Source organism: Mumia sp. Pv4-285, assembly GCF_041320275.1.
Classification (GTDB): Bacteria; Actinomycetota; Actinomycetes; order Propionibacteriales; family Nocardioidaceae; genus Mumia; species Mumia qirimensis.
The window spans coordinates 2,747,617-2,762,477 of the sequence record NZ_CP162023.1; the positions used below are offsets into that span (position 1 = coordinate 2,747,617).

Annotated in this window: 17 protein-coding genes; 12 read left to right on the plus strand and 5 right to left on the minus strand. The window is 69.5% G+C overall.

Annotation, left to right across the window (positions count from 1 at the left end):
* Positions 1–73 precede the first annotated feature (73 nt).
* The 5 genes from AB3M34_RS13235 to AB3M34_RS13255 are packed head-to-tail and all read left to right on the plus strand — an operon-like array spanning position 74 to position 5,030.
* Positions 74–973, plus strand: coding sequence for an ABC transporter ATP-binding protein (locus AB3M34_RS13235; RefSeq protein ID WP_370614512.1), 900 nt, complete (start codon positions 74–76; stop codon positions 971–973).
* Positions 970–1,695, plus strand: a complete 726-nt coding sequence (locus AB3M34_RS13240) for an ABC transporter ATP-binding protein (protein ID WP_370614514.1) — start codon at positions 970–972, stop codon at positions 1,693–1,695. The genes AB3M34_RS13235 and AB3M34_RS13240 overlap by 4 nt, the downstream gene beginning before the upstream one ends.
* A 10-nt stretch (positions 1,696–1,705) precedes the next feature.
* A complete protein-coding gene (locus AB3M34_RS13245) occupies positions 1,706–2,584 on the plus strand; it encodes a branched-chain amino acid ABC transporter permease (protein ID WP_370614515.1) in 879 nt (292 codons plus the stop codon).
* Positions 2,584–3,696, plus strand: coding sequence for a branched-chain amino acid ABC transporter permease (locus AB3M34_RS13250; protein ID WP_370614517.1), 1,113 nt, complete (start codon positions 2,584–2,586; stop codon positions 3,694–3,696). Before AB3M34_RS13245 ends, AB3M34_RS13250 begins: the two co-directional genes overlap by 1 nt.
* A gap of 5 nt (positions 3,697–3,701) precedes the next feature.
* Entirely contained in the window at positions 3,702–5,030 is a 1,329-nt protein-coding gene (locus AB3M34_RS13255; protein WP_370614519.1) for an ABC transporter substrate-binding protein, read from the plus strand.
* A 109-nt stretch (positions 5,031–5,139) separates the two neighbouring features.
* On the opposite strand, the gene hflX is transcribed toward AB3M34_RS13255, so the two are convergent.
* Both hflX and dapF read right to left on the minus strand, forming a co-directional pair.
* Positions 5,140–6,597 carry a GTPase HflX gene (gene hflX / locus AB3M34_RS13260; RefSeq protein WP_370614520.1) on the minus strand — a complete coding sequence of 486 codons (1,458 nt, stop codon included), beginning with the start codon at positions 6,595–6,597 and terminating at the stop codon, positions 5,140–5,142.
* Between the two features lie 31 nt (positions 6,598–6,628).
* Positions 6,629–7,459, minus strand: coding sequence for a diaminopimelate epimerase (dapF, locus tag AB3M34_RS13265; protein WP_370614522.1), 831 nt, complete (start codon positions 7,457–7,459; stop codon positions 6,629–6,631).
* Between the two features lie 138 nt (positions 7,460–7,597).
* Between dapF and AB3M34_RS13270 the strand changes: the two genes are divergently transcribed.
* The 3 genes from AB3M34_RS13270 to AB3M34_RS13280 are packed head-to-tail and all read left to right on the plus strand — an operon-like array spanning position 7,598 to position 9,328.
* Positions 7,598–8,185, plus strand: coding sequence for a TetR/AcrR family transcriptional regulator (locus tag AB3M34_RS13270; RefSeq protein ID WP_370614523.1), 588 nt, complete (start codon positions 7,598–7,600; stop codon positions 8,183–8,185).
* Positions 8,186–8,231: 46 nt separating this feature from the next.
* Positions 8,232–8,876: a TetR family transcriptional regulator gene (locus AB3M34_RS13275; RefSeq protein ID WP_370614524.1), complete on the plus strand. Its 645-nt coding sequence runs from the start codon at positions 8,232–8,234 to the stop codon at positions 8,874–8,876.
* Between the two features lie 5 nt (positions 8,877–8,881).
* Entirely contained in the window at positions 8,882–9,328 is a 447-nt protein-coding gene (locus AB3M34_RS13280) for an SRPBCC family protein (protein WP_370614526.1), read from the plus strand.
* Positions 9,329–9,375: 47 nt separating this feature from the next.
* Here AB3M34_RS13280 and miaA read toward each other — a convergent pair whose 3' ends face one another.
* Positions 9,376–10,347 carry a tRNA (adenosine(37)-N6)-dimethylallyltransferase MiaA gene (miaA, locus tag AB3M34_RS13285; protein WP_370614528.1) on the minus strand — a complete coding sequence of 324 codons (972 nt, stop codon included), beginning with the start codon at positions 10,345–10,347 and terminating at the stop codon, positions 9,376–9,378.
* A 74-nt stretch (positions 10,348–10,421) separates the two neighbouring features.
* On the opposite strand from miaA, the gene AB3M34_RS13290 reads away from it, so the two are divergent.
* Genes AB3M34_RS13290 through AB3M34_RS13305 form a run of 4 tightly spaced genes read left to right on the plus strand, consistent with a single transcriptional unit; the run spans position 10,422 to position 12,621 of the window.
* Positions 10,422–10,709: an antitoxin gene (locus tag AB3M34_RS13290; RefSeq protein WP_370614530.1), complete on the plus strand. Its 288-nt coding sequence runs from the start codon at positions 10,422–10,424 to the stop codon at positions 10,707–10,709.
* Positions 10,710–10,712: 3 nt separating this feature from the next.
* Positions 10,713–11,813: a class I SAM-dependent methyltransferase gene (locus tag AB3M34_RS13295; protein WP_370614531.1), complete on the plus strand. Its 1,101-nt coding sequence runs from the start codon at positions 10,713–10,715 to the stop codon at positions 11,811–11,813.
* A gap of 42 nt (positions 11,814–11,855) precedes the next feature.
* Entirely contained in the window at positions 11,856–12,350 is a 495-nt protein-coding gene (locus tag AB3M34_RS13300; RefSeq protein WP_370614533.1) for an NUDIX hydrolase, read from the plus strand.
* A 37-nt stretch (positions 12,351–12,387) separates the two neighbouring features.
* On the plus strand, positions 12,388–12,621 hold the full coding sequence (locus AB3M34_RS13305; protein ID WP_370614534.1) for an antitoxin: 234 nt from the start codon (positions 12,388–12,390) through the stop codon (positions 12,619–12,621).
* Positions 12,622–12,627: 6 nt separating this feature from the next.
* On the opposite strand, the gene miaB is transcribed toward AB3M34_RS13305, so the two are convergent.
* Together miaB and AB3M34_RS13315 are read right to left on the minus strand one after the other, a co-directional pair.
* Entirely contained in the window at positions 12,628–14,112 is a 1,485-nt protein-coding gene (gene miaB / locus AB3M34_RS13310; RefSeq protein ID WP_370614536.1) for a tRNA (N6-isopentenyl adenosine(37)-C2)-methylthiotransferase MiaB, read from the minus strand.
* 44 nt (positions 14,113–14,156) lie between these two features.
* Positions 14,157–14,843 (minus strand): haloacid dehalogenase type II, encoded by a 687-nt coding sequence (locus AB3M34_RS13315; RefSeq protein ID WP_370620014.1) that lies wholly within the window; start codon positions 14,841–14,843, stop codon positions 14,157–14,159.
* Positions 14,844–14,861 lie beyond the last annotated feature (18 nt).

Here is a 14,861-nt window from a genome sequence, read left to right on the forward strand (position 1 = left end):
GCGTTCGGCGGGCAACGCTGCCATGTGGTCGGGGTCACACCCCGCTCCACACGACACATCCGGAAGGACTCGCGTGACCCCTCCCATCGAGCCCGATCCTGAGTCATCACCTTCGGGTGGCGACTCACGTCAGCACCGCGCAAGCCACTACATCGCGAAAGGTGTCACCGTACGATTCGGCGGCCTCGTCGCCCTCGACGACGTCAGCCTCACCGTCGAGCCCGGCCAGGTCCACGGCGTCATCGGACCCAACGGCGCCGGCAAGACCACCCTGTTCAACGTCTGCTGCGGCTTCGTGAAGCCGGATGCCGGCGGACTGACCTGGGACGAGCGAGAGCTCACCAACCTCCACGCCCACGACCTCGCCGGTCTCGGCATCGCACGCACTCTCCAGGGCGTCGGGCTGTTCCCCGGCATGAGCGCCCTGGAGAACGTGATGACGGGCGCCGGGGTCCGATCGACCAGCGGCTTCGTCTCGGCCGCGTTCGGGCTCCCCCGCGCCCGGCGCGACGAGGAAGCGCTGCAAGAGCGAGCGATGCAGACGCTCTCGGACCTCGGCGCCGCACACCTCGCCCCCCGCTATCCCGGGATGCTGCCCTACCCGGACCAGAAGAAGGTCGCGCTCGCCCGCGCCCTCGTCTCGGAGCCGCGCCTGCTGCTCCTCGACGAGCCCGCGGCCGGCCTCTCCGAGGGCGAGATGGACGAGCTCGGCGACCTCGTACGCCAGCTGACGTCCCGCATGTCGGTGCTGATCGTCGAGCACCACATGGACCTGGTCATGCGGATCTGCGACCAGATCACGGTCCTCGACTTCGGGCAGGTCATCGCCCGGGGCACTCCGGCCGAGGTGCGGGACGACCCGAAGGTCATCGCCGCCTACCTCGGCGCCGAGGTGTCCGCGGGCGCGGAGATCGACACGACCCTGCTCGCGACCGGTTCGCACGGCGGCTCCGACACGGCGAAGGGGGCATGAGCGTGCTCGAGATCAAGAACCTCACCACGACGTACGGCCCCGTGAAGGCGCTCGACTCCGTCGACGTCACCGTGGGCGCCGGCCAGATCACCGCGGTCCTCGGCGCGAACGGCGCCGGCAAGACCTCGCTGCTGCGGACGGTCTCGGGGCTCGTCAAGCCGGTCGACGGCACCATCACGCTGGACGGCACCGACATCACCGGCAAGCCGACCGAGTCGATGGTGCACCGCGGCATGGCGCACGTCCCCGAGGGGCGCGGCGTCATCGCCGAGCTCACCATCGAGGAGAACCTGCGCCTCGGCATGCGGGGCGCGGCCAAACGTCCGAACGACGTGCCGGCCCCGGTCCGGACGCTCGACGACGCCTACCAGCTGTTCCCGGTGCTCGGCGACCGCCGCAGCGCCCAGGCGCACACGCTGTCGGGCGGTGAGCGGCAGATGCTCGTGATCGCGCGAGCGCTGCTGTCGCGGCCCACGCTGCTGCTCCTCGACGAGCCGTCGCTCGGCCTGGCACCGCGGATCGTCGCGCAGATCTTCAACCTGGTCCGCGCCCTCGTGAACGACTCCGGGCTCACCGTGCTCCTCGTCGAGCAGAACGCCCGCAGCGCCCTGTCCATCGCGCACACAGGTGTCGTCCTGAACCTCGGCAAGGTCGTCGTGACCGAGTCGGCCGAGGTCCTCCAGAACGACGCCACCCTGCGCCACTCGTACCTCGGGTTCTGAGGAGGACACCGTGCAGCACTTCATCAACGTCCTGCTCAACGGGATCACCCAGGGCATCGTCATCGCGGCCTTCGCGCTGGCGCTGGTGCTGATCTTCCGCTCGACGCGCATCGTCAACTTCGCGCAGGGCTCGCAGGCCATGTTCACCACCTACATCGCGCTCACCCTGATGAACCGCGACTTCCCGTACTGGGCCGCGTTCGCAGGAGCGCTCGTCGCGGGCTTCATCATCGGCGCGGTCCTCGAGCGCGTCGTGATCCGTCCCCTCGAGGGCGGCATGGAGCTCAATATCGTCATCGCCACCCTCGGCCTGTACGTCGCCATCCAGGCGCTGGCCGCGATCCTGTTCGGGTCGGACTACCAGTCCTTCTCGTCCCCGGTGGGGCTGTCCGGGTTCCAGGTCGGCGACCTCAACCTCGCGCTGACACCGACCAGCATCTTCGTGCTCTGCACCGTCGGGGTCGTCGTCGTCGGGCTCACCCTGCTCTTCCAGAAGACGCAGCTCGGCCTGACGATGCGTGCCGCCGCGTTCGACGGCGAGGTCTCCCGCATCCTCGGCGTCAGGGTCTCCCACCTGCTGACGTTCGGGTGGGCGCTCGCCGGACTCGTCGGATCGGTCGCCGGCATCCTCGTCGCGTCCGGGTCGTTCATCTACCCCAGCTACATGGAGTCGCTCATCGCCTTCGGATTCATCGCCGCCGTCATCGGCGGGCTCGACAGCCCGATCGGAGCAGTCGTCGGGGGTCTCATCCTCGGCACCGTGAACTCGCTGGTCTCCGGATACCTCGCGCCCGGCCTCGTCACGATCGGCGCCTTCGTCGTCCTCATCGCCGTGCTGCTGCTCAAGCCCGGCGGCCTCTTCTCCAGCACCCAGGCAAGGAGGGTCTGATGTCGACCGACATCACTACCGCCGTACCCGCTGCTCCCCGCGGCCCGTCGGCGATGCAGCGACTGGTCGGCCTCAACCTCGTACGAAGCCTGCTGGTGTCGCTCGGTGTCCTCGTGATCGGGGTCGTCCTGCTCGAGTCCACCGACGCCTACACCAACACGCAGCTGTCGTCGGTCACCTACTTCACCATCGCGGCGATCGGCCTGACCGCGCTCACCGGCCTCAACGGACAGATCTCGCTCGGCCACGGCGCGCTGATGGCGGTCGGTGCCTACACGACCGCGCTGATGCTCGACACCGACTCGCCGCTCCCCTTCCCGGTGATCGCCCTCGCGGCGATCCTCGTGACGTCGCTGGTCGGGTTCGTCGTCGGCATCGGCGCCGCACGCCTCCACGGTCCGTACCTCGCCGGTGCGACCCTCGCGTTCGCCATCGCGCTCCCGAGCGTCGCGCTGTACTACAAGGGCACCTTCAACGGCGAGGCCGGCCTCACCGTCGTCGCGCCGCAGCCACCCGAGTGGTTCGTCTCGTTCATCGATGCCGTATCAGGCACCTTCGCCACGGGATCGAAGTACGTTGCCTACCTGGGGCTGTTCGCCCTCGTGATCGCCCTGTTCTTCGCCCTCAACCTGGGTCGCTCCAAGGTCGGCCGCCACTGGCGGGCCGTCCGTGACCAGGAGGTCGCCGCGGAGATCGCCGGCATCAACCTCGGCCGTACCCGCGTGCAGGCGTTCGTGATCAGCGCCGCGTACGCCGGGCTGGCCGGCGCCGTCATGGCGATGGTGGTCCGCCTCGCGGCGCCCACCGTCTTCACGCTCGTCCTGTCGCTCTCGCTCCTCACGGCCGTGGTCATCGGCGGCCTCGGCAGCATCACCGGCGCATTCATCGGCTCAGCCGTGCTGGTCTTCCTGCCCCCGTTGGTCACCGACCTCTCGACCGAGTCGGGACTTTCCGACACCCAGTCGGCTCAGATGTCACCGCTGATCTACGGGATCGTCCTCGTCCTCGTCATGCTGCTCGCACCTGGCGGCGTCATGGGGACCCTCTCGATGGCATGGCGCCGCCAACGCGCCCGTCGTCAACTCACCGCAACACCCACCAAGAAGGGATGAGATCCATGGCTCATCAGCCCATGCCGGCGCGCAGGAGTCGCCGGCTCGCACTCGGGGCCGCTCTGGCAGCCTCCGCTCTGGTCGTCGCCGCGTGCGGCGGCGGTGACGGCGACGGCGGTGGCGGGAGTGTTCCCGGCATCACTGACGACTCGATCAAGATCGGCGGCCACTTCCCGCTCACGGGCGTGGCAGCGCCCGGCTACAGCGAGATCCCGCTCGGCCACAAGGCGTACTACGACTTCGTCAACGCCGAGGGGGGCGTCAACGACCGCGAGATCGAGTTCATCGCGAAGGACGACGGCTACAACCCGGCCAAGACGACCGAGGTCGTCAACGAGCTCGTCCTCAAGGACCAGGTCTTCGCGGTGGTCGGCGGACTGGGCACGCCGACGCACCAGGCCGTCACGAACTTCCTCAACTCCGAGGGCGTTCCCGACCTGACGGTCTCGTCCGGCTCGATCCTCTGGGACAACCCCGAGGAGCTGCCGATGACCTTCGGTTGGCAGCCCGACTACGAGTCCGAGGGCAAGATCATCGGCCAGTACATCGCCGAGAACATGCCTGACGCCAAGGTCGGCGTGTTCGGTCAGGACGACGAGCTGGGCGAGGACGGCACGAAGGGCCTCAAGCAGTTCATCGAGGACCAGATCGTCTCCGAGGTCAAGTACGTCCCGGGCAACACCGACGTGGGCCCGCAGATCGCGGAGCTGCAGAAGTCCGGCGCCGACCTCGTCGTCGGGTTCAACGTCCCTTCGTACACGGCGCTCTCGCAGCTCGTGTCGATGAAGCTGAACTACAAGCCGACCTGGTTCTACACCAACGTCGGCTCCGACCCGGGCCTGGTCGGGTCGCTGCTGGAGAAGTTCTCCGAGGGCGCCGTCAAGGGGAGCAGCCCGCTCACCGGCATCTACACCACCTCGTACATGCCTGAGAGCGACGACACGGACGATCCGTGGACCCAGCTGTGGCAGAAGGTCTGGGACGAGTACGGAGACGGCTCGCCGCTGACGAACTACAAGATCTACGGCATGTCCGAGGCCTACACGGTCGTCGACGCGATGCAGCGTGCGGGTGAGGACATCAGCCGCGAGGGCATCGTGGACGTCTTCGAGCAGGACGGTGCGGACCTCGATGGTCCGAACTATGTGCCGTTCCGTTACTCCGAGGACCGTCACGCCGGCATCGGCGGCATGAAGCTCGTCCAGCTCGACGCTGATGGCAGCGCGGAGGACAAGACGCCGATCCTCAAGACGGACGTCGGCGACGCCGAGATCGAGGAGTTCACCGACGAGCCGGGCACGCCGCCGGAGTCGGGGATCCCCGGCAGCGACTGATCATCTGCTGCTAGACCGGCCGTGCGCCGGGCACCGTTCCTGGAGGGGACGCGGTGCTCGGCGCACGGTCTTTTGGTCTCGATCGCTTCGCGCCTCGACCAGCGAAGGGTCAGGCGTACTCGGCGACGGCGCCGGCGAGGCCGTCGTGGACGCGCGCGATGACGTGCGTGCCGTCCGGGGTGTGCTCGATCGTGTCGATCTCGCCGTGCAGGTGGATCTGGTTGAGCAGATCGCCACGGGAGTAGGGCAGCACGACGTCGATCTTGACCGCCGGCAACGGCAGGTCGGCCTCGACAGCGCCGAGCAGCTCCTCGATGCCCTCGCCCGTCCGCGCAGACACGACGACAGCGTGCGGCTCGCGAGCGAGCAGGCGTGAGAGGACCAGCGGATCTGCAGCGTCCGCCTTGTTGACGACGATGATCTCCGGGACACCCAGCGCGTCGATGTCGGCGAAGACCTCGCGGACCGCGTTGATCTGACCCTCCGGGTCCGGGTGCGAGCCGTCCACGACATGCAGCACCAGGTCGGCGTCGGCGACCTCCTCCAGCGTCGAGCGGAATGCCTCGATCAGCTGGTGCGGGAGGTGACGGACGAATCCGACCGTGTCCGAGAGCGTGTACTCGCGGCCGTCGGACGTCTCCGTACGTCGGGTCGTCGGATCCAGGGTCGCGAACAGCGCGTCCTCGACTAGCACACCGGCGTGCGTGAGCCGGTTGAGGAGGCTCGACTTGCCGGCGTTCGTGTAGCCGGCGATCACGACCGCAGGCACACGGTTGCGCTGCCGGTTGGCGCGCTTCGTGTCGCGGGTCCTCCGCATGTCCTTGAGCTCGCGGCGCAGCTTGGCGATCCGGTCGTTGATGCGGCGCCGGTCCGTCTCGATCTTGGTCTCACCAGGACCGCGCGACCCGATGCCGCCGCCGTCTCCACCGACGCGACCACCGGCCTGACGAGACAGGTTGCCGCCCCATCCACGCAGGCGCTGCTTCATGTACTGCAGCTGAGCCAGCTCGACCTGCGCACGGCCCTCTCGGGACTTCGCGTGCTGGGCGAAGATGTCCAGGATCAGCGCCGTACGGTCGACGACCTTGACCTTGGTCCGGTCCTCCAGGTTGCGCAGCTGGCTCGGAGCGAGCTCACCGTCGCAGACCACGGTGTCGGCACCGGTCGCCAGGACGATCTCGGTGAGCTCCTCGACCTTGCCGCGGCCGATGTACGTCGCGGGGTCGGGGCGCTGTCGACGCTGGATCAGCCCGTCGAGCACCTCGGATCCGGCGGTCTCGGCGAGGGCCTTCAGCTCCGCGAGGGAGTTCTCGGCATCGGTCGCCGACCCCTCGGTCCAGACGCCGACGAGCACGACGCGCTCGAGGCGCAACTGGCGGTACTCGACCTCGCTGATGTCCTCGAGCTCGGTCGACAGTCCCGCAACACGCCGGAGCGAGTTGCGGTCGGCGAGATCGAACTGCTCGCCGTCGTGGGTCTCGGGGTCTTGCTCGAGCAGCGGGGCGGGCGTGGGCGGCTCGACCGGCGTGGTGTCGGTCTCGTACGTGGGTTCGTTGTGCGCAGTCATCTGATCCTTGCAACGTCGGCGATGCCGTCGATCATCCCAGCCACGTCATGTCGCCGCGAGCAATTATCACCGCGGGGCCTGCCAGGACGGCGTGACCGTCGCCTCGCCAGGTGATGTGGAGGGTGCCGCCGAGCACGTCGACCCGATAGGTCACGTCACCATCGGCGGGGTCGACACCATCTGCCGCGGCAGCGGCCAGGGCGACAGCCACGGCTCCGGTCCCGCAGGACCTGGTCTCGCCGGCACCGCGCTCGTGGACCCGCATCGCGACGTGCTGCGGCCCGCGCCGCTCGACGAACTCGATGTTGACGCCCGCCGGATACACCTCGGTGTCGTACTGCGGCTCGACCAGCAGGGTGCCGGCATCAGCCAGGTCGTCGACGAACGCCACGGCGTGCGGGTTGCCCACATCCACGTGCCGGGCGGCGTACGAACGTCCGTCGACCGCGACCTTCGACTCGCCGAGGAGCCGCGGAGCCCCCATGTCTATGGCGATGGTCTCGACGGGCTCCACCTCGTACGTCACGACCTTGATGCCGTCGCGGGTGGCCACGGGCACCGGGCCCGAGGTGTCGACGAGCCCCTCGTCAGCGAGATAACGGGCGAAGACGCGTACGCCGTTGCCGCACATCTCGGCGATCGAACCGTCGGCGTTGCGGTAGTCCATGAACCACTCGGCCCCGCCGTCGGCGGTCGAGCGCACGACCCGGAGGATGCCGTCGGCGCCCAGACCGCGGCGTCGGTCGCACAGCGCGGCCACGAAACCGGGGTCGAGATCGCCGTGCACCGTCCCGTCCGGATCGGGGAGGAGCACGAAGTCGTTCTCGGTGCCATGGCCCTTGAGCCACGCGAAGCTGGTCACTCCACGAGTCTACGCGGGCGCCGATCTGGCTCTGTGGAGAAGCCAGGGACGTCGTCGCCGGAATTGGTACGTTGTACTAGTACGGCGTACTAGAAATCGCGAAGACGTCTGCGTCTCTCGCGGCTGGTCAGGGAGGCCATGGACGAGCGCCCCCGAGTGGCGATCTTGCAGGCGGCGCGTCAGATCGTCCACGAGTCCGGGTGGAGCGCCCTCACCGTCCGCGCCGTCGCGGGTCGCGCCGAGATCGGCATCGGCACGCTGCGCCACCACTTCCCCACGCAGGCTGAGCTGCATGCCACTGTGGCGACGATGCTGACCGAGGACTGGCGCCTCGACGTCGACATGCTCGATCTCGACGCACCTCCCGACGAGGCACTCCTCGGTTTCGTCCGAGCCCTGGTGCCGAGTACGGAGACGGATCGGGCGACGCTGGTCGCGTGGGCAGTGCGCCACGCGGCAGCGTACGGACCGTCGGAGGCCGTCGCGCAGAGCACGGAGCTCGCGCGTGAGTACGGGTCGCTGCGCACCGAGCTCCGGCTCGTCCTCCGCCTGTTCGAACGGCGCGGTCAGCTCCGATCGGGTCTGTCCCCCGACGACATGAACACGATGATCGTCGCGCTCGCGGCTGGATTCCGCCTCCTCCTGCTCACGGAAGACCGCGGAGTGACGGACGAGTCGGTCGAACGCATCGTGCGTCACCTCGCGCACCACGTCGTCGTCACGTGACCACCGACGAACGTCGTGTCGCACGTGACAGCGATAAGGTGCGCGAGTGCACGAGACCGACGACGCCCTGACGCGCCACGAGCAGAAGGAGCGCACCCGCCAGGCGCTGCTGGACGCCGCGCTCGAGCTCACGGACGAGCACGGGTTCGCAGGAGTCAGCCTTCGTCAGGTGACCCGTCGCGCCGGGGTGGTGCCGACCGCGTTCTACCGTCACTTCGCCAGCATGGAGGAACTGGGCCTCGCGCTGGTCGACCAGTCGTTCGACACCCTACGGGGCATGCTCCGCGAGGCGCGCCAGGATCCTCGGACGTACAAGGACGTCATCGCCGCCTCCGCCGCGATCATCGCGATCCAGGTCCGGTCGCACCGGTCTCACTTCGCCTTCGTCGCCCGCGAGCGCTTCGGCGGGGTCCCCGCCGTACGCCACCGCATCCGCGACGAGCTGCGCCTGTACGTGAGCGAGCTGGCCGTCGACCTGCGGACCTTCCCGCACCTCGAGACCTGGCGCAGCGAGGACGTCCTGACCGCGTCGAGGCTGTTCGTCAACATCATGGTCTCGACCGCCGAGCAGATCATCGAGTCGCCGGACCGCCCCGAGGTGCTCGAGGAGATCGAGACCGAGGCGCGCCGCCAGATGCGCCTGATCGTGCTGGGCTACGCCGGGTGGCGCTCCGACGAGACGGCGCGCTGACGACCATGGCCGATCGACCGTCTGTCGCGACACCCGCCCTCGGGGTCGTTGTCGGCGAGGTCGTGATCGACGCGCCGCCGGACGCGGTGTGGTCGTACGTCACCGACTGGGAGCGCCAGGGCGAGTGGATCCCGGCGACCACGGTGCGAGTCGTCGGTGACGAGATGATCGCCCGGACCGGCCTCGGCCCGATCGGGTTCGACGACACGATGCACGTCATACGCTCCGAGCCGCCGCGCCTCTGCGAGGTCGCGCACACGGGCCGCGTCGTCTCCGGGACCGGCGTCTTCACCTGTGAGCCGGCCGACGGCGGCCGTACGGTCTTCGCCTGGGAGGAGCGCGTCCGCGTGCCGGGCGGTCCGGTTGCCGGTGTGCTGTGGCGGCTGGCCGCGCCGGGGATCCGGATCGGGTACGGCGTCGCGCTCACCCGCCTCCGCCGCAACCTGGAGTGACCGGGTCTCGATCCTCCGCTGGCGCTCCGGCCTCGACCAGCGAAGGCTCACTCCCGCTGGTCCACGCCGCCCCACTCCCGCTGATCCACGCCGCCCCACTCCCGCTGGTCGAGGCGCGAAGCGATCGAGACCCCCACCGCCCGCTCCACCAGGTCGGGTGCGTCGTACGGGAGCCAGACGATCCGCGGATCCTTGCGGAACCACGAGTCCTGACGGCGCGCGAACTTCCGCGTCCCGCGTACGGTCGCGTCGCGCGCCTCGTCTTCCGACATCTCGCCCGCGAGGAACGCCAGCACCTGCGCGTACCCCAGAGCACGGCTCGCCGTCCGGCTCGACGCGAGTCCCTCCCCGAGCTCCCGCACCTCGTCGACCAGCCCGGCGTCCCACATGCGGTCGACCCGCCGGGTGATCCGGTCATCAAGAACCCCACGGGGCACATCGACGCCGATCAGCCGCACGTCCTCGTAGAACGAGGCGTGCGCGGGCAGTGATGCTGCGAAGGGGCGACCGGTGATCTCGATCACCTCCAGGGCGCGGACGATCCGCCTCCCGTTGGAGACGAGGATCGACGCTGCGGCCGGCGGGTCCTGCGCGGCCAGCCGTCGGTGCATGGCCTCCGGCCCCTGCGTCCGCAGCTCCTCCTCCAGGCGCGCCCGGACCTCGGGATCGGTGCCCGGAAACTCGAAAGCGTCGACGACAGCCCGGACGTACAGCGCCGACCCGCCGACCAGCACGGGCACCGCCCCACGTCCGCGGATCTCGGCGATCGCGGCGCGCGCCCACTCCTGGAACTCCGCGACCGTCGCCGAGTCAGTGACGTCGAGCACGTCGAGGAGGTGGTGCGGCACTCCCCCGCGCTCGTCCTCGGGAAGCTTCGCCGTACCGACGTCCATGCCGCGATAGACCTGGTAAGCGTCGACGTTGACGATCTCGCCGCCGATCCGCGCCGCAAGGGCCACCGCGAGATCCGACTTGCCGGCAGCGGTGGGGCCGACGACGGCGACGACGGGCTGACTCACGCCACCCATTCTGACGTAGATTCGTGACTACTCAGCACAGCGGACGACGACCCACCAGGTCAGAAGGAGCCGGCATGTCCCAGTTCGACCCGAAGAAGTTCGACGAGGTTTTCGAGAAGGTCAAGGACTCGACCGAGGACATGGCCCGCGAGATGAAGGAGCGCGCGAGCACGCTCGTCACCGAGAACGGCGACAAGATCGACGACGCGCTCGAGAAGGTGCGCGACAAGGCCAAAGAGCTCAGCAAGGGCAAGTACGACGACAAGATCGACAAGGCCCACGCCGCCGCCAAGGTCCAGATCCACAAGCTCGACAAGGGCACGGGACCGGGCGAGCCGCCGGTGCCTCCGAACGCGGGCTGAGCCGTGAGCGCCGAGGCGGCGGCCACGACTGGTTCCCAGGACACCGAAGCCTTCGCGGAACGGATCTTCGCCTCCGTCCTCGGCGCGATGGACTGCCTCACGATCGCTCTCGGCGACAGCCTCGGCCTGTACGACGCCCTGGCCGAGCACGGTCCGCTCACCCCGGCGCGCCTGGCGCGCCACGCGGAGATCGACGAGCGCTATGCCCGCGAGTGGCTCGAGCAGCAGGCCGTTGCGGGTCTCATCGACGTCGCGGCGCCGTCGGACGACCCCGACGAGCGGAAGTACGGGGTGAACGATGCCCAGCGGGAGGTGCTGTGCGACCGTTCGCTGGAGTCGTACCTCACTCCGCTGACCCAGGTCCTCGCCGCGGCCGGCGCGCAGCTCTCCGCGCTCGAGACGGCCTACCGGACGGGCGGCGGTGTCGGCTGGGCCGCGTACGGTCCACGGATGCGCCGCGGTCAGGCCGACGCCAATCGCGCACTGTTCCTGTCGTCGCTCCCGACGTCGTGGCTGCCTGCTGTCCCTGAGCTCCACGAACGACTGACTCGCGGCACCCGCGTCGCGGACATCGGCTGCGGCGACGGGTGGTCGTCGATCGGCATCGCCTCGGGCTACTCCGCCAGCACCGTGGACGGCTTCGACCTGGACGCGGACTCCGTGGCAGCGGCACAGGAGAACGCGGCCCACCACGGCGTCGCCGACCGGGTGACGTTCCGCTGCGTCGACGCGGCGACCGTGGAGGACGCCCGCGGGTACGGCCTGGTCACGGCCTTCGAGTGCGTCCACGACATGCCGGACCCGGTGACCGTGCTCTCGACGATGCGGTCCATGGCCGAGCCGGACGGCTGGGTGGTCGGGGTCGACGAGCGGGTGCCCGAGGCGTTCACGGGGCCAGGTGACCCGGTGGAGCAGCTGATGTACGGCTACTCGGTGCTGGTGTGCCTCCCTGACGGCATGTCCCACCGCCCGAGCCGCGCCACCGGGACGGTGATGCGGCCGGACGTCCTGCGGGGATACGCGCAGGAGGCGGGGTTCGCCGACATCGAGGTGCTGCCGATCGACAATGACGTCTTCCGGGCGTACCGCCTCCTGAAGCCGTAGGCGTCCTGCCCACCGTCGGCGGCCGACCCTAGAGTGCTCTTCATGGGCCACACCCTCGTCCCCGCCTCGTACGTCCTGCTCCTGCGCGGTGCACCGCACGAGGAGGAGGTGCTGCTGCACCTGCGCCGAAACACCGGCTACCGAGACGGCCACTGGGCGATGGTCGCCGGTCACGTCGATGCTGACGAGTCAGCTCGCACGGCCGCTGCCCGTGAGGTGTCCGAGGAGGTCGGGGTCACCGTCGATCCCGCCTCGTTGGAGCCCCTTACGACCATCCACCGGTGGGTCGAGGGCGGGCCGGCGGTGGAGCAGCGCGTGGACTTCTTCTGGATCGCGCGCCACTGGGACGGTACGCCGGGGATCGCGGAGCCCGAGAAGTCGGCAGACCAGCGATGGTTCTCCCTGCGTGACCTCCCGCAACCCGTCGTCCCGCAGGAGGAGGTCGTGATCGAGGCCTACCTGCGGGGGTCGGTTCCCGCGATCATGACGCTGACCGCGCATGCAGGTCCCCCGGCGGAGCCGTCGCGCGCGGTCTAGATTCGAGGGACCAGCCCCGAGCGACAAGGAGTGAACCATGGGTCTGCTCGACATGTTCAAGGGACACAAGGGCAAGGTTCAGGACCTCGCCCGGGACCACGGCGACAAGATCGCCGGCGGCATCGACAAGGCCGCCGACATCGCCAGCGACAAGACCGGCGGCAAGTACGACCAGCACATCCAGAAGGGTGCCCACGCCGCGAAGGAGGGCCTCGACAAGCTCGACGGGGACCCGAACCGAGACGCTGGTGGGACCCCCCACGCTGGTTGAGCGACCTCAGCAGGCGCAGCCGGGTCCGTCCGCGACCGGAACCAGCGCCGGAGTGCCGACCGACGGCATCCCGAGGCCCACGCCGACCGGCGTGGGCTTCGCGTTGCGCGCCTCCCAGGCATCCCCCGCACGCGTACGGCGCACCGACAGCGGCTCGCCGTCGGCCATCAGGTGGTGCGGGGCGGCCGAGGTGATGACGGTCTCGACCATGTCGCCCGGGCGCACATCGATTCCCGCCGGACGCGAGAAGTGGACGAGGCGGTTGTCGCGGGCGCGACCGGTGAGCCGGTGCGTGGCCCCGTCCTTCTTGCCGCCGCGTCCGTCGGCGACGAGCAGCTCCACCGTCGACCCGATCAGGGCCTGGTTCTCGTGCCACGAGATCTCGTTGACGAGCGCGACCAGCCGGTCGTACCGGTCCTGGACGACCTCCTTGGGCAGCTGCTCGTCCATCGTGGCGGCCGGGGTGCCGGGGCGCGGGGAGTACTGGAACGTGTAGGCGGACGTGAACCGGGCATGGCGCGCGACGTCCATGGTCTCGAGGAAGTCCTCCTCGGTCTCACCGGGGAACCCGATGATGATGTCGGTCGTGATCGCGGCCTCCGGCATCGCGGCGCGGACGCGGTCGATGATGCCGAGGTAGCGGTCCTTGCGGTACGACCGGCGCATCGCCTTGAGAACACGGTCGGACCCCGACTGGAGCGGCATGTGCAGCTGCGGCATGACGTTGGGCGTCTCGGCCATCGCGGCGATGACGTCGTCGGAGAAGGCGGCCGGGTGCGGCGAGGTGAAGCGCACCCGCTCCAGGCCCTCGATCTCGCCGCACGCGCGCAGCAGCTTGCCGAAGGCGTACTTGTCACCGAACTCGACGCCGTACGAGTTGACGTTCTGACCGAGCAGCGTGACCTCGACGACGCCCTCGGCCACCAGCGCCTCGATCTCGGCGAGGATCTCGCCGGGGCGGCGGTCCTTCTCCTTGCCGCGCAGGCTCGGGACGATGCAGAACGTACAGGTGTTGTTGCAGCCGACGCTGATCGAGACCCACGCCGCGAAGACCGACTCCCGCTTGGTCGGCAACGTCGACGGGAACACCTCGAGCGACTCGAGGATCTCGACCTGGCTCTCCTCCTGGACCCGCGCGCGGTCGAGCAGCGCAGGCAGGGAGCCGATGTTGTGGGTGCCGAAGACGACGTCGACGTACGGGGCGCGCTTCGTGATCGTGTCGCGGTCCTTCTGCGCGAGGCACCCGCCGACCGCGATCTGCATGCCCGGGTTCTCGCGCTTGATGCTGGCGATGTGCCCGAGCGTGCCGTAGAGGCGGTTGTCGGCGTTCTCGCGGACCGCGCACGTGTTGAACACGATCACGTCGGCGGGCTTCTCGGTCTTGGGCGGTGCGGCGACGTAGCCGGCGTCCTCGAGCAGGCCCGACAGGCGCTCGGAGTCGTGCACGTTCATCTGGCACCCGTAGGTGCGCACCTCATACGTCTTGGTCATAGCCCTCCCAGGGTACGGGGCCGTTCGACGAGCGCGGAGAGGCCTCACGAGCTGGTCGTGAGCGCAGCGACCAGGCTGTCGAGCCCGTCGAATCGCCCGTCGAAGACGTCCGAGGCGGCTGGCGGGTCGCCGACCGGCCGCTCGACGTACGCCGTGCGCATGCCGGCGCTCTGGGCTCCGCGGAGGTCCCAGGCGTGCGCAGCCACCATGAGCACGCGTTCCGCCGGGCACCCCGACGTGGCGACGGCGAGCCGATAGACCGCGGGCGCCGGCTTGTAGGCCTGTACCGCTTCTGCGGAAAGTGCCTGGTGCCACCGAAGACCCGCGTGAGCGTTGAGGCGGAGCAACGCCGTACGGCTGGCATTGGAGAGCCCGATGACGGGGACGTGCTGTGCGAGCCGCGCGAGGCCTGCGACCGAGTCGTCCCAGGCGGGGAGGCGGTGCGCGGCGGTACCCAGCCGGGCGACGGCCGCCGGATCGGCGACTCCGGCCTGGTCCGCCACCCGTCGGGCAGCCTCGGCGTCGATCACGTCGGTGCTCGCGTACGCCCGTTCCCCGCCGGCGATGCGCCGCTGCTCGAGCTCGACGTGGCGCTGCCACACGGCGAGAAGGCCTTCGACGGCCTCACTACTGGCGTCGGGCACCGCCTCGCGGATCGCGGATCGAAGGCCGCTGGGTTCGTCGACGAGCGTCCCGAGGACGTCGAAGACGACCACCTCGATCCCGTGCATGTCAGTCACGAACCATCC